Source organism: Desulfoferula mesophila (assembly GCF_037076455.1).
GTDB classification, from domain to species: Bacteria; Desulfobacterota; Desulfarculia; order Desulfarculales; family Desulfarculaceae; genus Desulfoferula; species Desulfoferula mesophila.
This window is the reverse complement of record NZ_AP028679.1, coordinates 2992258-3011243: the sequence shown is the minus strand read 5'-3', so window position 1 is coordinate 3011243 and position 18986 is coordinate 2992258. Positions and strand designations below refer to the sequence as shown.

Here is an 18986-nt window from a genome sequence, read left to right as displayed (position 1 = left end):
ATGGCTCCGCCGGGAGATTTCGGCTACATGGAAGGCGACCAGCTGGGCAAGCCCTACGACTTCCGGCTGCTCAAGCGCCTGGCCTCCTATGGGCGGCCCCATTTGGCGGTGATTCTGTTCGCCTCGCTGCTCACCCTGTTGGCCACGGGCCTGGACCTGAGCCTGCCCTACATCACCCGCCTGGCCATTGACAACTACATGGTGCGCCAGGCCCTGGAGGTGCGGCCCGGCGACGCCCCGCCAGAGCTGGCGGCACGGTTGCGCCAGGGAGCGGGCGCCTCTTTCCTGCCCGGTCGGAGCGGGGCGGTGTTCGTGCCCGAAACCGCTTGGCGCAAGCTGGACCCCCGCCTTACCGCCAAGCTGCGCCAGGCCGGCGCGGTGAGCAAGGACCCCTTTTACCTGGCGCCCCAAACCAAAGAGGCCGAGCGCCTGGCCGGGGAACACCCCCGGGTGTTCATCAAGGCGGGGGAGCGTTGGGTGATCGCCACCCCGGACCTGGCCCGGCTGCCCGAGGCCCAGGTGCGGGCCCTGCGCGCTCCGGACGCCTGGGGTCTGGCCCGCTTGGCCCTGGTGTTCTTGCTGGCCGCCGCCGGGGTGTTCATCTTGGGCTATTTCCAGACCATGCTCCTGGAGCGCACCGGCCAGGAGATGATGCTGGCCATGCGCCAGCAGCTCTACCGCCACCTGCTGGGGCGCAACGAGTTTTTCTACGGCCGCAACCCGGTGGGCAAGCTGGTCACCCGCCTGACCAACGACATCCAGAACCTCAACGAAATGTTCACCAGCGCCCTGGTCTCGCTGTTTCAGGACTTTTTCGTCATCGTGGGCATCGTGCTGGTGTTGTTGTGGCTGGACTTTTACCTGGCCCTGGTCTGCCTGGCCCTCACCCCGGTGGTGGGGGCCCTGGCCTGGGCCTTCTCCCGCCTGGCCCGCGACGCCTTCCGCCGCCTGCAAGGCCATCTGGGGCGCATCAATAGCTGGCTCAGCGAGACCCTGGACGGCATGGCGGTGATCAAGCTCTTCCGGGCCGAGCGGGCGGGGGAAGAAAAGTTCCGCGAGCTCAACGATGGCTACTTCGCCGCGGGCATGCGCCAGGTCAAGGTCTTCACCGTTTTCCTGCCCATCACCGAGCTACTCAGCTCGGTGGCCATGGCTCTCATCATCTACTACGGCGGCGGGCGGGTGATCCAGGACCAGCTCAGCCTGGGCACCCTGGTGGCCTTTATCGCCTATATGCAGATGTTCTTCCGCCCGGTGCGCGACCTGGCCGAGAAGTACAACATCATGCAGGCGGCCATGGCCTCCGGCGAGCGCATCTTCCATCTACTGGACAACGACCAGGCCCTGCCCGCGCCGCGCACCGCCGCGCCGGCCCAGCCGGGGCCGGGCCAGGTGGAGTTTCGCGGGGTCACCTTTGGCTACGAGCCGGGGCGGCCGGTGGTGCACGAGCTTGACCTGACCATCCCGCCCGGCCAGAGTTGGGCCGTGGTTGGCCCCACCGGGGCGGGCAAGACCAGCCTGGTCAACCTGCTCCTGCGCCTCTACGACCCGGACCAGGGGTCCGTCGCCATCGACGGAGTGGATCTCAGGGACATGGACCGCAAGGACCTGGCCAAGCGGGTGGCCCTGGTTTCCCAGGAGGTGTTTCTGCTCTCGGGCACGGTGAAGGACAACATCACCCTGCATCGCCCGGAGGTGGACCAGGAGCACCTGGAGCGGGCCTTGGAAGTCAGCGGGGCGGCCGAGTTCGTGGGGCGCCTGGAGGCGGGCCTGGACACCCAGTTGGGCGAGGGGGCGCGGCGCCTCAGCGCGGGGCAGCGCCAGCTCTTGGCCCTGGCCCGGGCGGTGGCCGGGGAGCCCCGGGTGCTGGTGTTGGACGAGGCCACCAGCAGCGTGGACCCGGTGAGCGAGCGGCTCATTCAAAAGGCCCTGCCCCGGGTCATGGCCGGGCGCACCAGCCTGGTGGTGGCCCACCGTTTGTCCACCATTCGCCGGGCGGACAACATCCTGGTGATGCACCAGGGGCGGGTGGTGGAGCAGGGGCGGCATCAGGAGCTTATGGACCTGGACGGGCTCTACGCGCGCCTGGTGCGCTTGCAACGGCTCAAGAACAAGGAGGATCACCATGGAAATGGGGATTAAAGGCAAGGTCGCCCTGGTGGGCGGGGCCAGCCGGGGGTTGGGTTTTGCCGTGGCCAAGGGCCTGGCCGCCGAGGGATGCCATCTGGCCCTGTGCGCCCGCGGCGAGGAGAAGCTCACCGAGGCGGCCGGGAAGATCGCGGACGAGTACGGGGTGCAGGTCATGGCCCAGCCGGTGGACCTGGTCGCTCAGGGCGCGGCGGCGGCTTTCGCCGGGGCCGCCCTGGAGCGCTTCGGCCGGGTGGATATCCTGGTGAACAACGCGGGCGGGCCGCCCACCGGCGCCTTCCTGGACCTGGACGAGACAGCCTGGCGCCGGGCGGTGGAGCTGACCCTGCTCTCGGCCCAGGCCATGACCCGCGCGCTCCTGCCGGCCATGATGCAGGCGGGCTGGGGCCGGGTGATCAACATGACCAGCGTTTCGGTGAAGCAGCCCCTGGCCGGGCTGATTTTAAGCAACAGCATCCGCGCGGCGGTGGTGGGCTGGGCCAAGACCCTGGCCGACGAGGTGGCCGCCTCGGGAGTCACGGTTAACAACATCTTGCCCGGCTGGATGCACACCGAGCGGGTGGAGCAGCTTCTCAAGCACCGGGCCGAGACCGAGGGCATCAGCCGGGACCAGGCCCTGGCCGAAACGGTGGCGGCCATTCCCCTGAAGCGCCTGGGCAAGCCCGAGGAGTTCGCCGCTCTGGTGGTGTTTTTGGCCGGCCAGCCGGCGGACTACATCACCGGGGCCAGCTACCTCATCGACGGCGGCCTGTATAGAGGGCTCACCTAAAAATCAGCGGCCCGGCTCGCCGGGGGGCGGCGCCGGGCCATCGGCCGCGGGGTGGGCCGGATTTACTGCAGGGTGTGGTCGTAGAGGGAGCCGAACTGGTTGTGGTTGAAAAGTATGCCCAGTTCGCGCAGGAGTTGGTTGGTGGAGACCTCGATGCGGTAGAGGTCGTTTTCATTGACCAGACGGTGATCCAAAAAGGCCAGCAGCTCGCGCAGGCGCTCCAACTGGTCCACGATGCGGGGGTTGATGTCTTCGGCGGACAGGCGGCGGCTGATGTGGTCGATGACTTCCTGGCAGGAGTCCACCCTTAGCTGCAACGACCTTTGATGCGTCTCCACGGCCTAGTCCCTCCGCTCCCAGCGACCATGCGCGTCGCGGCGCATGTCGATCACCTCGATGTTGCCTCGCTCCCCCACCAGGGAGTTGGCCGCCAGGCTGATGACGCTGAGCACCAGGGCTCCCCCTACCGCCGTCCAGAAACCGTGCACCTGGAAACCGGCCAGCAGGGTGCCGGTGAGCCAGAGCATCAGGGCGTTGATCACCAGGATGAACAGGCCCATGGTGACCACGGTGATGGGCAGGGTGAGCAGGATCAGGACCGGGCGGACCAGGGCGTTGAAGATGCCCAAAAACAGGGCGGCCACGAAAGCCCAGCCCACCCCGTTCACCTGGATGCCGTCAAACAGCCAGGATACGAAGAGCAGGCCCAGGGCGTTGACCACCCATCTGAACAGTAACCCCTTGTGCATGGGGAAAAGCTATCACAGGCCGGTGCGGGCCGCAAGCGGACCCGCCAAGCAAAAAAAAACGGGAGCCCCGGAGGGCTCCCGCCGTGCTTTCGGGCCGCTGGGGGCGCTAGCCGCCCATCTTCTCTATGACCCGGGCCATGGCCAGGGTGCGCAGTTTTTCAGCCTGGGTGAACAGGCGGGCCTTCTCGGCCAACACGTCCCTGACGAAGTCCTGGTCCTTGATGCTGGGCACGTTGATGTCCACGCTGAGCATGCACGAGCGCAGGGCCGCCTCGGCCACCATGGCTCCCACGCCCACGTCGCTGATGGCCATGAGGTTGCCGTACTTGGACAGGGCGTCGGCCTCGTCCACGATGTCCAGGCAGGTCTTGCATATCTCCAGGGGCACCAGGGTGGCTTGCTTGGCCGCGTCTTCCATGGCTTGCTTGCGTGCCGCTTTCTCCTCGTCGGTGTCCTTGGGCATCTTGAACACGCCCATGTAGGCGTCAAAGGCCTCCATGTCCTTGACCGTCAGGTCCTTGAGCTTGGCGATCATGCCCATTACCCGGTCCACGCAGCCCTGGGCCTGGTCCTTGTGCTCTTCGTACTTCTTGTTGGCCAGGGTCAGGTTGCCCACCATGGCCACCATGGAGGCACCCAGGGTGGCCACCACCGCCGACACGTTGCCGCCGCCGGGGGTGTGGCTCTTGGAAGCCGCGATCTCTATAAAGTCGTTCAGGGTCATCTCATAGACTTGCTGGGCCATCTTGGCTCCTCCTTACTTGTCCGCGCCCTGGAGCTTGAGGGCCTTGAGCACGTTGCCCATGATGATGGTGGTGGTCAGGCTGCCCACGCCACCGGGAACCGGGCTCAGGGCCGCGGCCACGTCGGCCACGTCGGGCTCGCAGTCGCCCACGTACTTGCTCTCGCCGGTGGCCTCGTCCTTGATCTCGTTGACGCCCGCGTCGATGACCACCGTGCCGGGGCTGATCATGTCCTTCTTGACCAGGCCCGCGAAACCGGCGGCGGCCACCACGATCTCGCCCCGCTGGCACTCGGCGGGCAGATCCTTGGTCTTGGTGTGGCAGACGGTGATGGTGGCATCGCGCTTGATCAGCAGACTGGCCAGGGGGCGTCCCACGGTGTCGCCACGGCCGACCAGGGTGACCCGCTTGCCTTTGAAGTCGATGCCCGCCCGCTCGGCCAGGGCGATGCAGCTAAGCGGAGTGGCCGGCACCAGGGCCAGATGCTCCTGGCCGCCCAAGAGGTAGCCGCGGTTCACCGGGTGCACGCCGTCCACGTCCTTCTTGGGGTCGATGGACTCCATGACCTTTTCCTTGGAAATACCCTTGGGCAGGGGCAGCTCCACCAGGATGCCGTGCACGGACGAGTCCATGTTCCAGCCCTGGATCTGCTCCAGGATGGTCTCTTCGCTGGTGTCCGGAGCCATGGTGTGCAGGTCCACCACGATGCCCAGCTTTTCGCCCACGCCCACCTTGGACTTGGCGTACCAGACGCTGCCGGGATCGTCGCCCACCAACAGGACGGCCAGCTTGGGCTGCACGCCCTTGGCCTTGAGTCCGTTGACTTCCTCGATAATCTCCTCGCGGATCGCTTTGGCGATAGGCAAGCCCTTGATCAACTCAGCCGCCATGGCCTACTCCTTTCTTGAGACAATGCCGTGTGTTAGGCAATTAAGTTTGCTTGGCTTTTCAGGTGTGCCGCGCCGGAGGCGCCAGCGCCACCAAACACAACACACAGCGCAAATAGTGTCAATCTTTTTCTGCGTCCAGAGCGGCGGCCGACGCGCTTGACAGGCCCCCATATGTCCGTTACCAATGGAGCTACAATCTGCGGCAAAGGCTTCGGCTCAGGTTGCTGTTAGCCCCTCGGGGACCCAGACTACCGCACAGGCCCGGCCTTGGCCCGTCAGCCATCCACGGCTTCTACCTAATGTGAGGAGGAGAGGACTATGGACCGCAAGCCTATCACCGTTCCGGACCTGGTACAGAAAAAGCAAAACCAAGAAAAAATCGTCATGCTTACGGCCTACGACTATCCCACCGCCCTGGCCATGGAGCGGGCGGGGGTGGATTCGGTCTTGGTGGGCGACAGCCTGGGCAACGTGGTCCTGGGCTATGAGTCCACCGTGCCGGTGACCATGGACGAGATGATCCACCATATCAAGGCGGTGCGCCGGGGCCTCAAGACCCCTCTGCTCATCGGCGACATGCCCTTTTTGTCCTACCAGGTCAGCGTGAGCCAGGCGGTGGCCAACGCCGGGCGCATGATGAAGGAAGGCGGCGTGGGCTGCGTCAAGCTGGAGGGCGGGGCGGAGATGGCACCCCAGGTCAAGGCCATCACCGAGGCGGGCATTCCCGTGTGCGCCCACATCGGCCTGACCCCCCAGAGCGTGGCCTCCCTGGGCGGCTACAAGGTGCAGGGCAAGGACCTGGCCGGGGCCCAGAAGATGATCGACGACACGGCGGCCCTGTACGAGGCCGGAGCCAAGCTCATCGTCTTCGAGTGCATCCCCTCGGCCCTGGCCGCGGCCATCACCGCCAACTCGCCCATCGTGACCATCGGCATCGGGGCGGGTCCCGATTGCGACGGGCAGGTCTTGGTGGTGCACGACATCATCGGCCTGGCCGAGCGCAAGCCGCCCAAGATGGCCCGCCAGTACGTGAACCTCTTCCCACAGCTGGAGCAGGCGGTGACCTCCTACACCCAAGAGGTGCGCTCCAGCGACTTCCCCGCCCCGGAACACGGTTTCGTCATGGACCAGGCCGTGGTGGATCAACTCAAGTTTTAGGGGGCCCAGATGAAGATTGTAATCGTGGGCCCGGGCGCCATGGGCCTCATGCTGGCCGCCCGCCTGGCCATGGCCGGGGCCCAGGTCAGCCTGCTGGACCACCGCGCCCAGCGGGCCCGGACCATCAACGAGCAGGGGGTGCTCCTGGAGCACTCTCAGGGCCAGGAGCGCCTGGCCATACCCGCCGGGGCCGATTCGGCCGCGCTGGCCGATGCGGACCTGGCGGTGATCTGCACCAAGGCCTATCACACCCAGGAGGTGGCCCGCACCCTGAGGTCCCACCTGAACCCCCAGGCCAGGGCTCTTACCCTGCAGAACGGGGCCGAGAACGTGGAGACCCTGGTGGACGCCCTGGGCCCGGAGCGCGTCTTGGGCGGCATCACCAGCGAAGGGGCCACCCTGCTGGGGCCGGGCAAGGTGCGTCACGCCGGGCGAGGGGTCACTCACATCGGCCCGGCCCGCGGCCTGTTGGACGACTACACCTGCCAGGTGCGCGACCTGTTGATCAAGGCCGGCTTCGAGACCGAGGCCAACGAAGGGGTGCAAAACCTCATCTGGACCAAGGTGGTGATCAACGCGGGCATCAACCCGCTCACCGCCATCCTGGACGTGCTCAACGGCCAGCTCCTGGAACTGGCGCCCGCCCGCGAGGTCATGGCCGAGGCGGTGGCCGAGGCGGTGGCCGTGGGCAAGGCCCTGGGCGTGCGCTTCTTGCACCAGGACATGCTGGCCGCGGTGCAGCAGGTGGCCCGGCGCACCGGGACCAACATCAGCTCCATGCGCCAGGACGTGCTCTCCAAGCGGCGCACCGAAGTGGCCTACATCAACGGCGCGGTGGTGCGCCAGGGCGAGCAGGTGGGCCTGCCCACCCCGGTCAACCGCACCCTGACCCAGCTGGTGCAGGCCAAGGAGGCCGAATACCTGGGCGAGGCCAACAAGGACTAGTCCGAGCTTTCACTGAAAACCAGCGGCATGGCGATGATGAGTCGTCATGCCGTTTTTTTGTGGGGCGCGACCGCTAGCGAAAATGGCAGGCGCAGAGGTGTTCGGGTTCGATCTGCTTGAGCAGGGGCTCCTCGCGGGAGCATACGTCTTGGGCCTCGGGGCAGCGGGGATGGAAACGGCAGCCCGCGGGCGGGTTCACCGGGCTGGCCACGTCGCCCTTGACCGGCGGCGGGGCCATGACCTTGTGAGGATCGGCCACCGGCGCGGCGGCCAAGAGGGCCTCGGTATAGGGATGGCGGGGCGGGGAGTCGAACACCGCCGCCGGGCCCACCTCTACTACCTTGCCCAGATACATCACCGCCACCCGGGTGGAGACGTGGCGCACCACCGACAGGTCGTGGGCCACGAACATGTAGGTCAGACCGAAGCTCTCCTTGAGCTCCATGAGCAGATTGAGCACCTGGGCCTGGATGGACACGTCCAGGGCGCTCACCGGCTCGTCGGCCACCACCAGCTTGGGCCGAAGGGCCAGGGCCCGGGCGATGCCGATACGCTGGCGCTGGCCGCCGCTGAACTGGTGGGGATAGCGCCGGGCGTGCTCGGGCCTGAGCCCCACCTCGCTCAAAAGCTCGGCCACCCGCGCCTTGGCCTCCTGGCGGGTGGCCAGGCCGTGGATCAAAAGAGGCTCGGCCAGGATGGAGCCCACGTTGAGACGGGGGTTCAGGGAGGTGGCCGGGTCCTGGAAGATAACCTGCATTTGGCGGCGCAGGGCCTTCCACCCGGCCCGGTCCAGAGTGGTTATGTCCCGGCCCTCGAACATCACCCGGCCGCTGGTGGGCCCCAGCAGGCCCAGGGCCAGGCGGCCCAGGGTGGACTTGCCGCAGCCGCTTTCGCCCACCAGGCCCAGCACCTCGTGGGGCCGCACCGTTAGGTCTACCCCGTCCACCGCGTGCACCGTCTGGCGCTGGACGCCCATGAACCCGGCGCCCACCTTGAAATACTTGGTGAGGCCTTCCAGGGCCATCAACGGCGCGGCCTGGTTCATGCGGCCAGCCTCCGGGCCCGCCGGGCCTGATCGTGGTGCAAATAACAGCGCACCGCATGTCCGGGAGCCACCTCCACCAGGGCCGGTTCGGCCTGGCGGCATTTGTCAAAGGCCTCGGGGCAGCGATCGCTGAAGGCGCAGCCGGGCGGCAGGTCGCCCAGGGGAGGCACGATGCCCCCGATGGTGGGCAGCTTCTGTCCCGGCCGGGGCGAGCGGGCGGGCAGGCAGGCCAGCAGGCCCCTGGTGTAGGGGTGCAGGGGATGGTCGAAAAGCTCCACCACCGGCGCGTCTTCTACCAGGCGGCCGGTGTACATGACCATCACCCGGGAGCAGGTCTGGGCCACCACGGCCAGGTTGTGGGTGATGAGCAAAATGGCCGCCCCGGTCTCGCCCTGCAAATGGCGCATCAGGGAAAGTATCTGGGCCTGGATGGTCACGTCCAGGGCGGTGGTGGGCTCGTCGGCAATGAGCAGCCGGGGGTCCAGGGCCAGGGCCATGGCGATCATCACCCGCTGGCGCATGCCCCCGCTGAGCTGGTGGGGATAGGCCCGGGCCCGGGTGGCGGCCTCGGGGATGCCCACCTTCTCAAGCATCCGCACGGCCCGTTGCCAGGCCTCCTTGGGGGAGGCCTTCTCGTGCACCGTGATTTCCTCGGCGATCTGGCGGCCCACGGTGAACACCGGGTTCAGCGAGGTCATGGGCTCCTGGAAGATCATGGAGATCTCCCGCCCGCGCAGGGCGCGCATCTCGGCTTGGCTCAACGCCAGCAGGTCGCGGCCTTGGAAGCGGATTTTGCCCCCGGCCACCCGGCCTGGCGGGGGCAGCAGGCCCATGACGCTCAGCGCGGTAAGCGACTTGCCGCAGCCGCTCTCGCCCACCAGCCCCGCGATCTCGCCGGGTGCCACGGACAGGCTCAGGCCGTCCACGGCCACCACGGCCCCGGACTCGGAGTCGAACACCGTGCTCAGGTCGTCGATGGCCAGCAGGGGCTCGCTCAAAAGGCCTACTCCTGTGGGCCGCGCACCAGCACCAGCCGGAGATCCATGACGTTGGTGCGGGTGGGACCGGTTACGATCAAATCGCCCAGGGGCTGGAAATAGTTGTAGGCGTCGTGACGCTCCAAAAAGCGCCGCGCCTTGAGGCCCTGGGCCGCGCCCCGGGCCACGCTCTCGCCGTCGGCCCAAGCCCCGGCCGCCTCGGTGGGGCCGTCGGTGCCGTCGGTGCCCACGCTGACCGCCAGCACACCCGATAGTCCCTCCAAATCCAGCGCCGCGGCCAGGGCGAACTCCATGTTGCGCCCGCCGACCCCCGGATCATCGCCCAGGGTCACGGTGGTCTCGCCGCCGCTGAGCAGGCAGCAGGGGGCGGGCAGGGGGTTGCCGCTGGCCAAAACCTCGCGGGCCATGGCCGCGTGCATGCGGGCCACGTCCTTGGTCTCGCCCTCGATGGTGGTGCTGAGTAGCAGGGGGGCGTAGCCCAGCTCGCGGGCCTGGCCCAGGGCCTGGTCCACGGCCATGCGGTTGCTGCTCACGATGAGGTTGGTCACGCCGGCCAAGGCGCTGTCGCCGGGCTTGGGGGTGTCGGGGACGACCCCGTCCAGGCCCTGCTGGATGCGCTCGCGCACCGGGTCGGGCACCTGGTCCCAGATGCCGTAGCGGGTCAGGATGTCGCGGCACTGTTCCCAGGTGGAGCGGTCGGCCACGGTGGGACCCGAGGCGATGACGTCCAGGCGGTCGCCCACCACGTCGCTGATGATCAGGCTGATCAGGCGGCCCGGCGCGGCCAGGCGGGCCAGGTTGCCGCCCTTGAGCTGACTGAGGTGCTTGCGGATGGCGTTGATCTCGCCGATGTCGGCCCCGCTGGCCAACAGCAGGCGGGTGGTCTGCTGCTTGTCGGCCAGGGACACTCCGTCGGCCGGGGCCACCAACAGGGCGCTGCCCCCGCCGGAGAGCAGGCACAAAAACAGGGTGTCCGGCGCGGCCTCTTGGCGCACCAGTTCGGCGATGCTGCGCCCGGCCTCCACCCCGCGGTCGTCGGGCACCGGGTGGCTGGCCTCCATTATCTCGATGGCCTCGGTGGGCGCGCCGTGGCCGTCCTTGACCACCACCCGGCCCGCGCCGATGCGCCGGCCCAGCACCTCTTCCACCGCCTGGGCCATGGGGGCGCCGGCCTTGCCCGCGCCCACCACGATGATGCGCTGGTAGCGTTTCAGGTCGATGGCCTGATCGCCCACGGTGAGTTGGTCGCCCTCAAGGCTCAGCGCCTCCTTGACCGCGCGCGAGGGGTCCACCGAGGCCAAGGCCGCTTTGATGATCAGGTCAGCGTCGTTTCTAAGGTCTGTTGGGGACATGCTGTTCACTCCGAAATGATCTTGGGCCAAGGCTACCACACAAGGGCCGGTTTTTGCTCGGCTGCCGGGGATAAAAAAGGGGAGCCGCCGCGAGGCGGCCCCCCTGGGGCGCTAATTGCTCAGACGGCGCTTACTTGAGGACCTTGAGGCCGCACTTTTCGCCGCGCTGGCCGCTGAACTCGCGGATGTAGTTGCCGCAGTTACGCTCGGACCAGGAACCCTGCTTCATGTACTGGGTAATCTTCATCTGGCCGTAGAAGTAGTTGACGAAGGGGTAACCCATGGCGGCCCAACCCACCACGCCACCGGTGACCGTGGCGCCGTCCTTGGTCTTCATCTTGTCCACGTAGTAGACGTTCTTGTAGCCGTACTTGTACAGCATGCCCGCCACGTAGCTGGCCCTATGCTGGGTGCGGCAATAGACCCAGATTTCGGCGTTGGGGTCTTTGATCTTGCCGGGGATGGTGTACATGTGGCCGGCGTGAATGTGGCTGGAGCCCTCAATGTGGAAGGCGTCAAACTCGGGATGGGTGCGCACGTCCAACAGGATAGCCTTGGACTTGCCGGCCAGAACCTCCTGCCACTTGGCGTGCAGCTGGACGATGGTCACGTGCTTGTCCTTGGGAATCCAGCTTACCACTTCGCTGTGGAAGGCTTTTTCGCCGGCCTTCAGGGGGTTGTCAGCGGCAAAGGCCACCATGGCGGTCATGGCCACAAAGGCCACTGCCATAAAGATCACCACAAACTTCTTCATCTCGCCTACCTCCGTGATAGATGATGCGGTTAAGTATGATCTAGGGGCGGGGAAATTAGTCTTTCCCCGCCTCGAAAATCCGTGAATTCAAACCACCCGGGAACAATGAATTAGCAGCCTTCGTCTTGTATGACTATGGCCGGTTTGGGAGAAGATTTAGGCGCGGGTGGAGCGGCAGAGGGAGCGGCGGCGCTGGGAGTTGCCTGGGGCGCGGCACCCGGCACCGGGGCGCCGGAAACCTTGACCTGGCCCGCTTTTTGTACTTGCAGGGCCACATCGTACATGACGGTGAGGTCGTAGTAGGCCCAAGCGGCGGTTGAAGTGGGGTCGGCGACTACAGCCTGCTTGAAATAAGCCTTGGCGGTCCCGTAGGCGCCGCGCTCAAAGGCCTGCTTGCCAAAGCGCAGCTTTTCGGCGCAGAGTTTCTTGTCCAGGCACCCGTTGGGCTTGGCCGTCTCGGCCGGCACGGCCAGGGCCAGACCCAGGGCCAGGGCGGCCACCAATCCAAAGACCATCACCAGACGCTTGCTTTTCATAGTTGGTTTCTCCCACCATCCACACGGTCCCGTAAGCATCATTGAACCATGGCATGGGTATGAATTGCTAGGCTGTTGACTCCACAGTATAACAAGTCGTTTTTACAATCTCAAGGGCGGGCCATGTCTATGAAAGTAAAAAGAATCCTGACTTTAGGCAATGGGCGTACCGCTTTTAGGGGCAATTAAAACCAAGAGGCGGCCGGGCTTGACAGGCTGGGGGCGGGCAATCACTATTAGCCTAGAGTTTTGAGCCGATACCTGCATAACGGGATTGGAAGAATGATATTTTTTCTAAAGATACTTCAGTTCATTAGCTGGCTTTTGGGCGCCTACATGTGGGTAATCGTGGCCGCCGCGGTGATAACCTGGGTGCGCCCGGACCCCAACAATCCCATCGTGCGCTTTTTGTTCGCGGTAACCGAACCGGTGCTGTGGCGGGTGCGGCGTATTATCCCCACTAATTTCGGCGGCTTTGATATCGCGCCGGTGATATTGATCCTGGCCATTATTTTTCTGCAAAACGTGATCATTTCCGGCCTGATGAGCCTCATCGTCGGCTCGGCCATGAATATCCAATAGCTCGGCCCGCCGCCCGGCCGCGTCCGGCGCCGTGAAAGGCAGGCAGCATCTTGTCCGGCTGGAAGATCCTCGACAGCGAAAGCATGCTGGAACACCCGGTGCTCAGCGTGCGGCGCAGCACGCGCCGCCTGGGCACGCACACCGGCACCTTCATAACCCTGCACTCCTGCGATTGGGTCAACATCGTGCCCGTCACTCCCCAGGGCGAGGTGGTGCTCATCAAGCAGTGGCGCCACGGCTCGGAGGACTGGGCCGTGGAAATCCCCGGCGGCCTGGTGGACCCCGGCGAAAAGCCCATCGATGCCGCGGCCCGGGAGCTCAGGGAAGAAACCGGCTACACCGCCCGGGAACTGACCTATCTGGGCAAGGTGAACCCCAACCCGGCCCTGTTCGACAACACCTGCCACACCTATCTGGCCTTGGTGGACCCCGTGCCCGGCGAACCGGAGCCCGACGACGGTGAGAGCATCCAGGTTTTTCGGGTGAAACAGGACGATCTGCCGGCCATGGTGGCCTCGGGGGAAATCGACCACTGCATCGTCATCACCGCCCTGACCTTTTTCTGGCTGCGCCAGGGGCGGGTTCTTGCCTCTGGGCGCGATTTGTAATAGTAGTAAAAGACCCTTATCCCTAGGAGAGCCCATGGCGGAACAAAAGCGGTTGGCGCGGTTGCCCAAGGTGGACCAGCTCTTGGAGCACCCGTCCCTGCAACAGTTGCGCCCGGAGGTGGCTCGTCCCCTGATCTTGAGCGCGGCCCGCCAGACCTTGGACGGGCTGCGCGCCCGTTTGCTGGACGGCCAGGAAGTAACGGACGAGGAGCTTGGCGGCGAGGCGGTGGCCCTGGCCGCCGCCTCCCTGGCCCGGCGCTTGGCCGCGCCCAGCCTCCAGCGGGTGGTCAACGCCACCGGGGTGGTGGTGCACACCAACCTGGGGCGTTCCCTGCTGGCCCGGCGGGCCCTGGAGCGCTTGATCGAGATCAACTGCACCTACAGCAATCTGGAGTACGACCTGGCGGCCGGGGCGCGAGGCAGCCGCTACGTGCACGTGGACCGCATCCTCTGCGAACTGACCGGGGCCGAGGCCTCGCTGGTGGTCAACAACAACGCCGCCGCAGTGCTCTTGTCCCTGCAGACCCTGGCCGCCGGCCGCGAGGTGGTGGTCAGCCGGGGCCAGTTGGTGGAGATCGGGGGCTCTTTCCGCATTCCGGACGTGATGGCCCGCTCCGGGGCCATCCTGCGCGAGGTGGGGGCCACCAACAAGACCCATCTGCACGACTATGAGGGAGCCATCACCTCCAACACGGCCCTGCTGCTCAAGGTGCACACCAGCAACTTCGCGGTGGTGGGCTTCCACAAGGAGGTGCCGCTACAAGAGCTGCGCGAGCTGGGCGACCGCTACCATCTGCCGGTGATGGAGGACCTGGGCTCGGGCAGCCTGGTGGACTACTCGCGCTACGGCCTGCCCAAGGAGCCCACGGTGCAGGAGGCCCTGGCCGATGGTGCGGACCTGGTCACCTTCTCCGGGGACAAGCTCTTGGGCGGGCCCCAGGCGGGCATCATCCTGGGCAAGGCCGAGTTCGTGGAGCGCTGCCGCAAGAACCCCACCAACCGGGCGCTCAGGGTGGACAAGCTGACCCTGGGGGCCCTGGAAGCCACCCTGGAGCTTTACCGTGATCCGGCCAAGGCCCTGGCCGAGATCCCCACCCTGGCCATGATCACCGTGCCCTACGAGCGCCTGCGCGAGCGGGCCAACCGCCTGGCCGCCCGCCTGAAGAAGCTGGGCCTGGAGCGGCTGGAGGTTTCCACCGTGGAAGGCGTGAGCCGGGTGGGCGGCGGGGCCATGCCCCTGGCCGCGCCCCGCACCCGCCTACTCAGGCTGGCCGTCAAGGGCCTGAGCGCCACCCGCCTGGAGCAGGCGCTCAGGGCGGGCGATCCCCCCATAATCTGCCGCCTGGAAGACGGCCACCTGCTCATGGACGTGCGCACCCTGGTGGCCGACGACGCGGCGGTCATCGCCAAGGCCCTGGCCGCCTTGGCCGCCTGAGGCTGATATCTTGCCGCCCGCCGCGCGCCGCCCGCTCAGCTTCCAAGACCTGATTCGTTTTCAGGAGCTCGTCAAGCCGCCCCTGCGCAAGGCCCTGGGCTGCGCCCGCATAGACCTGTTGCCTCCCCCCGGCCCGGGCGAGCCCAACCAGGAGCTGTTGCACAACGCCCTGCAAAACGGCCGCGCGGTGTTGGACCTGGGAGGCGGTCGCTTGCTCATCCCCCTGCTGGACGGCGCCCGGCCCCTGGGCCTGCTGGCGGCTCACGGGGTGAGCGAGGCGCAACTCCCCGACGCGGTGCGCCCCTTCCTGGCCGCCCTGGTGGAGACCAGCCTGACCCTGGTGCGCTCCCGGCTGGCCGCCCAGCGCGACGCACTCACCGGCCTGGGCAACGAGGCCGCCCTGGACGAGGCATTGACCAGCGCGGCCGCTCGCCTTACCCAGGCTCCGCCCACCGGCCGCTTGGCCCTGGACGGCGAGGGGCAGGGCGAGGGCCTGACCCTGGTGGCCATTCGGGCCCAAGGCCTGGCCGGCTGGCAGGAGCGCCACGGACGCAATCTCAGCGACCAGGTGCTGGGCGAGTTGGCTCGCCTCATCGGCGAGGCCGCGCCCCAGGCCCTGGTGACGGCCCGGGTGGGCCAGACCTTTTTCATGCTGCTGCCCGGCTCGGTGCAGGCGGCCCGGCGCGCCGCCGAGGCCCTGCAACGCTCGGCCTCCAAGCTGCGCCTGGAGGGGGCCAGGCGCGATCCCTGGCCGGTGAGCCTGAGCCTGGGAGCCTCCCACCTGGGCCACCGGGGGGCCGGGCCGGCGTGCGACACCGCCGCCCTGTTGAAGCTGCGCGCGGGCCGGGCCCTGCTGGCCGCCGAGCGAACGGGGCAGGAGGAACTGCTTTTTTTCCAGGAGATCGCCGAAAAGGCCGGGCAGGTGCAAGAGGTGATGCCCCTGGACCGGGTGCTCATCAACCTGGGGCGCATGCACGGGCTCACCGAGGGCGACCGCCTGGCGGTGCGCGAACCGGGCAGCCCGCCCCAGGTGAGCAAGGCCGAGGTGGCGGTGAGCAAGCTGGGGGCCGAGGAGTCCCTGGCCGAGGTGGTGAGCCTGGCCAGCCCGGCCAGTCCCCTGCGGCCCGGCGACGTCCTGCGCCGCCTGCCGCCCCAGGACGCCAGTGCCGAAGAGCCGGGCCACCGCCAGAGCCTGAGTCTGCCCGGCGGCGAGGTGGCGGTGACCCTGGAGCAGGCCACGGGAGCCCTGGAACGGCGCTCGCTCATGGCCGTGTACGCGGCGTTGTGCGCGGCCGGGGAGCCCCTGGCCGCCGTGGTGCTGGGGGTGGAAGATTTGGAGAGCGTGGCTGAGGTGACCGGTCGCCTGGGGGCCGAGGCCCTCTTGGCCGGGCTTACCGAGGCGGCCCGGGAGAGCTTTGGACCCGCAGCTCTGCTGGGCCGCTACTCGCCCGAGGCCCTGGCCGCGCTGCTGCCAGGAGTGGAGGCCGAGCAGGCGGCCCAGGCCGCCGGAGCCACTCTGGACAAGATGCGCGAGCAAGGCGGACGTCCGGTGCGGGCCGGGGTGGCCGCCCATCCCCGCCAGGGCTTCACGGTGGAACAGACCCTTTACGACGCGGCCAAGGCCCTGGTGCACGCCGGGTTCCTGGAGCCCTACAGCGTGGTGGCCTGTGACGCGGTGAGCCTGAACATCAGCGGCGACGCGGCCTATGGCCAGGGCCGCCTGGCAGAGGCGGTGGCCGAGTATGAAAAGGCCCTCCTGCTCAAAGCCGACGAAAACAACGTGCTCAACTCCCTGGGGGTGTGCCACGGCCGCCTGGGCCAGATGGAGCAGGCGGCGGAGTGCTTCCGCCGGGCCCGGGAGGTGGCGCCGCAGGACTACATGGCCCACTACAACCTGGGCCTGGCCCTACTCCGCCTGGGGCGGCGCGACGAGGCCCGGACCTGTCTGGAGCGCGGCCTGGAGCTGGAGCCCGAGCACGCCGACACCCTGTTTCAACTGGGCTGCCTGGCCCAGGAGCGGGGCCGTACCAACCAGGCCCTCAATTATCTGCAACGGGCCGCGGCCCGGGCCGACTGCAAAAAGGCGGTGCATTGCCGTCTGGGCCTGTCGCTGGCCGCCGCGGGGCAGGGGGCCCAGGCCGAGGCCGCCTTCAAGGAGGCGCTCAAGCACAACCCCCGCGACGCCGCCGCCCTGAGCGGCCTGGCCGGGCTTTACCTGGAGCGGGAGGCCAACCTGGACATCGCCCTGTCCCTGGCCCGGCGGGCCATGCAACAGGAGCCGGGCGCGGTGCAGCACCCGCTGACCGCCGGGCGAATTTTGCTCAAGCTGGGCCGGGCCCGGCAGGCCCTGGACCTCATCGACGACGCCTTGGAGCGCCATCCCCGGGAGCGCCGCCTGCAAGAGCTGGCCGAGCTGGCCCAAGAGGCGGCCCAAGCCTAGGGCGCGGCCTCGGCCTTTGGTTGACGGCCCCTGGGCGGGCTCGTATAGTCGAAGGCAGTGAACGAACCCAACAAGGAGGCGCCCCATGCTCAGAGCCAGGGTTTGGCTCACCTGCGCGGCCATGCTCGATCCGGTCAGCCCGGTCCTCACCCAGCCCTGCCGCATCGGCTGGGAAGCCCAAAGACGCCAAGTTGATTTGGAGATAGAACGCCCCCTCAAGGGGCCGGAGCTGCTGGCCCGCATGAAGGGCTGGGTCACGGTGGACGTGGCCAAGGCCAACGAGATCTTCGCCAAGTTCGGCCGCCTCAAGCTGTTGGACGACCGCGAGCTGGTGGTGGAGTGTGAGGGGCCCCGCGAGCTGGTGGATTTGGAAGCCGCCCTGGCCCAGGCCTTCGGCGATCAGGTGAGCTTGGAATACGACAGATAAGAAATGCCCTCCCCAGCGGGAGGGCGCTTTCATTTCAGTCCGAGAAGGCTACAGGCTCTCGCGGGCCTTTTTGACCTCGCCCTCCACCAGGGCCCGGATCTCCTCCAGGCGCTTTTCGCTCTGGGCCTCGAAGCGCAGCACCAGGGCGGGCTGGGTGTTGCTGGCCCGCACCAGACCCCAGCCGTCCGGGAAGTTCACCCGCACCCCGTCCACGTCGATGACCTCGTAGTCGCCGGACATGGCCTTTTTCACGTGCTCCACCACCTGGAACTTGATGTCGTCGGCGCACTCCACCCGGATCTCCGGGGTGGAGACCACCGGGGGCATGTCCGCCAACCAGGTGGACAGGGGCGCTTGGCTGGCGGCCAGCAGCTCGCAGAAGCGCAGGGCGGCGTAGATGCCGTCGTCAAAGCCGAACCAGCGGTGCTTGAAGAACATGTGGCCGCTCATTTCGCCGGCCAAAAGCGCCCCGGTCTCGGCCATCTTCTGCTTGATCAGGCTGTGGCCGGTGCGCCACATCAGGGCCTTGCCCCCGTGCTTTTCGATGTCGTCGTAGAGGTTCTTGGAGCACTTGACCTCGCCGATGAACAGGGCGCCGGGATGCTCCTTGACGATGCTGCGGGCGAAGATGGCCAGGAGCATGTCGCCGAAGATGATCTGGCCCTTTTCGTCCACCACGCCCACCCGGTCGCAGTCGCCGTCAAAGGCCACCCCGGCCATGAGGCCCTTGTCCTTTACCGTGGCGATTAGGTCGGTGAGGTTGGCCGGCACGGTGGGGTCGGGCTCGTGGTTGGGGAAGGTGCCGTCCATCTCGCAATACAGGGGAGTCACCTCGATGCCCAGGCGCTGCATGATGGGCAGCACCACCGGGCCGGCGGTGCCGTTGCCCGAGTCCACCGCGATCTTGAGCTTTTTGGGGATGTCGATGTGTTCCACCAGGTAGTCGGAGTAGGGTGTGGTCACGTCCACCTCTTCCCTGGAGCCCTCTCCCTGGGTGAACCGGCCGGCCTCGGCGATCTGGTAGAGCTTTTGAATCTCCTCGCCGTAGATGGTGCTCTTGCCGATCATCACCTTGAAGCCGTTGTAATTGCCCGGGTTGTGGCTGGCGGTGATCATCACCCCGCCGTCGGTCTCGAAATGAAACACCGAGAAATACAGCATGGGAGTGGTTACCACGCCGATTTCCTTGATGTGGCGGCCGGTGGACAGCAGGCCTTCGCAGAGCAGGTCGCGGTAGCGGTCGGCGCTCAGGCGGCAATCGCGGCCCAAGGTTATGGTCTTGACCGCCTTGCCTTCCATGTAGGTGCCGATGGCCTTGCCCAGGGTCACCACGTCGGCGTCGTGAATGTCCTGGTCCACCACGCCCCGGATGTCGTATTCGCGGAAAATATTGGGGTTCATTACTCG

Annotated in this window: 19 protein-coding genes; 9 read left to right on the top strand and 10 right to left on the bottom strand. The window is 67.1% G+C overall.

The features are described 5' to 3' along the window. Positions 1-2142: an ABC transporter ATP-binding protein gene (locus AACH32_RS13765; protein WP_338600563.1), complete on the top strand. Its 2142-nt coding sequence runs from the start codon at positions 1-3 to the stop codon at positions 2140-2142. After that, entirely contained in the window at positions 2126-2917 is a 792-nt protein-coding gene (locus AACH32_RS13760) for an SDR family oxidoreductase (protein ID WP_338600561.1), read from the top strand. The genes AACH32_RS13765 and AACH32_RS13760 overlap by 17 nt, the downstream gene beginning before the upstream one ends. Positions 2918-2979: 62 nt before the next feature. Here the strand turns inward: AACH32_RS13760 and AACH32_RS13755 are convergent, their stop codons facing one another. The 4 genes from AACH32_RS13755 to AACH32_RS13740 all read right to left on the bottom strand — a co-directional run bounded on the left by AACH32_RS13755 (position 2980) and on the right by AACH32_RS13740 (position 5299). Next, on the bottom strand, positions 2980-3255 hold the full coding sequence (locus AACH32_RS13755) for a hypothetical protein (protein ID WP_338600558.1): 276 nt from the start codon (positions 3253-3255) through the stop codon (positions 2980-2982). Positions 3256-3258: 3 nt separating this feature from the next. After that, entirely contained in the window at positions 3259-3666 is a 408-nt protein-coding gene (locus tag AACH32_RS13750) for a phage holin family protein (RefSeq protein WP_338600555.1), read from the bottom strand. 106 nt (positions 3667-3772) lie between these two features. After that, positions 3773-4411 (bottom strand): cyclodeaminase/cyclohydrolase family protein, encoded by a 639-nt coding sequence (locus AACH32_RS13745; protein ID WP_338600551.1) that lies wholly within the window; start codon positions 4409-4411, stop codon positions 3773-3775. 12 nt (positions 4412-4423) lie between these two features. Next, positions 4424-5299 carry a bifunctional 5,10-methylenetetrahydrofolate dehydrogenase/5,10-methenyltetrahydrofolate cyclohydrolase gene (locus tag AACH32_RS13740; protein ID WP_338600548.1) on the bottom strand — a complete coding sequence of 292 codons (876 nt, stop codon included), beginning with the start codon at positions 5297-5299 and terminating at the stop codon, positions 4424-4426. A gap of 318 nt (positions 5300-5617) precedes the next feature. On the opposite strand from AACH32_RS13740, the gene panB reads away from it, so the two are divergent. Further along, positions 5618-6457, top strand: coding sequence for a 3-methyl-2-oxobutanoate hydroxymethyltransferase (gene panB, locus AACH32_RS13735; protein ID WP_338600545.1), 840 nt, complete (start codon positions 5618-5620; stop codon positions 6455-6457). A 9-nt stretch (positions 6458-6466) separates the two neighbouring features. Beyond that, positions 6467-7402 carry a ketopantoate reductase family protein gene (locus tag AACH32_RS13730; protein WP_338600542.1) on the top strand — a complete coding sequence of 312 codons (936 nt, stop codon included), beginning with the start codon at positions 6467-6469 and terminating at the stop codon, positions 7400-7402. A gap of 73 nt (positions 7403-7475) precedes the next feature. Here the strand turns inward: AACH32_RS13730 and AACH32_RS13725 are convergent, their stop codons facing one another. The 5 genes from AACH32_RS13725 to AACH32_RS13705 all read right to left on the bottom strand — a co-directional run bounded on the left by AACH32_RS13725 (position 7476) and on the right by AACH32_RS13705 (position 12087). After that, positions 7476-8447, bottom strand: coding sequence for an ABC transporter ATP-binding protein (locus tag AACH32_RS13725; RefSeq protein ID WP_338600539.1), 972 nt, complete (start codon positions 8445-8447; stop codon positions 7476-7478). After that, positions 8444-9445 (bottom strand): ABC transporter ATP-binding protein, encoded by a 1002-nt coding sequence (locus AACH32_RS13720; protein WP_338600536.1) that lies wholly within the window; start codon positions 9443-9445, stop codon positions 8444-8446. Before AACH32_RS13720 ends, AACH32_RS13725 begins: the two co-directional genes overlap by 4 nt. Positions 9446-9450: 5 nt before the next feature. Then, on the bottom strand, positions 9451-10797 hold the full coding sequence (locus tag AACH32_RS13715; protein WP_338600534.1) for a glycerate kinase type-2 family protein: 1347 nt from the start codon (positions 10795-10797) through the stop codon (positions 9451-9453). Between the two features lie 130 nt (positions 10798-10927). Beyond that, entirely contained in the window at positions 10928-11551 is a 624-nt protein-coding gene (locus tag AACH32_RS13710) for a rhodanese-like domain-containing protein (protein ID WP_338600531.1), read from the bottom strand. A 110-nt stretch (positions 11552-11661) separates the two neighbouring features. Beyond that, positions 11662-12087 (bottom strand): hypothetical protein, encoded by a 426-nt coding sequence (locus AACH32_RS13705; RefSeq protein WP_338600527.1) that lies wholly within the window; start codon positions 12085-12087, stop codon positions 11662-11664. Between the two features lie 282 nt (positions 12088-12369). On the opposite strand from AACH32_RS13705, the gene AACH32_RS13700 reads away from it, so the two are divergent. The 5 genes from AACH32_RS13700 (at position 12370) to AACH32_RS13680 (ending at position 17579) form a co-directional block, all read left to right on the top strand. Then, entirely contained in the window at positions 12370-12669 is a 300-nt protein-coding gene (locus AACH32_RS13700) for a YggT family protein (RefSeq protein WP_338600524.1), read from the top strand. A 50-nt stretch (positions 12670-12719) separates the two neighbouring features. Continuing rightward, the gene (locus AACH32_RS13695; RefSeq protein ID WP_338600521.1) at positions 12720-13277 is read left to right on the top strand and encodes an NUDIX hydrolase; all 558 of its coding nucleotides are present in this window, start codon (positions 12720-12722) and stop codon (positions 13275-13277) included. 34 nt (positions 13278-13311) lie between these two features. Further along, positions 13312-14712: an L-seryl-tRNA(Sec) selenium transferase gene (gene selA / locus AACH32_RS13690; RefSeq protein ID WP_338600518.1), complete on the top strand. Its 1401-nt coding sequence runs from the start codon at positions 13312-13314 to the stop codon at positions 14710-14712. Positions 14713-14722: 10 nt separating this feature from the next. Continuing rightward, positions 14723-17152 carry a tetratricopeptide repeat protein gene (locus tag AACH32_RS13685; protein ID WP_338600514.1) on the top strand — a complete coding sequence of 810 codons (2430 nt, stop codon included), beginning with the start codon at positions 14723-14725 and terminating at the stop codon, positions 17150-17152. 85 nt (positions 17153-17237) lie between these two features. Further along, the gene (locus AACH32_RS13680) at positions 17238-17579 is read left to right on the top strand and encodes a hypothetical protein (RefSeq protein WP_338600511.1); all 342 of its coding nucleotides are present in this window, start codon (positions 17238-17240) and stop codon (positions 17577-17579) included. 48 nt (positions 17580-17627) lie between these two features. On the opposite strand, the gene AACH32_RS13675 is transcribed toward AACH32_RS13680, so the two are convergent. Then, positions 17628-18980, bottom strand: a complete 1353-nt coding sequence (locus AACH32_RS13675; RefSeq protein WP_338600508.1) for a phosphomannomutase/phosphoglucomutase — start codon at positions 18978-18980, stop codon at positions 17628-17630. Between the last annotated feature and the right edge of the window lie 6 nt (positions 18981-18986).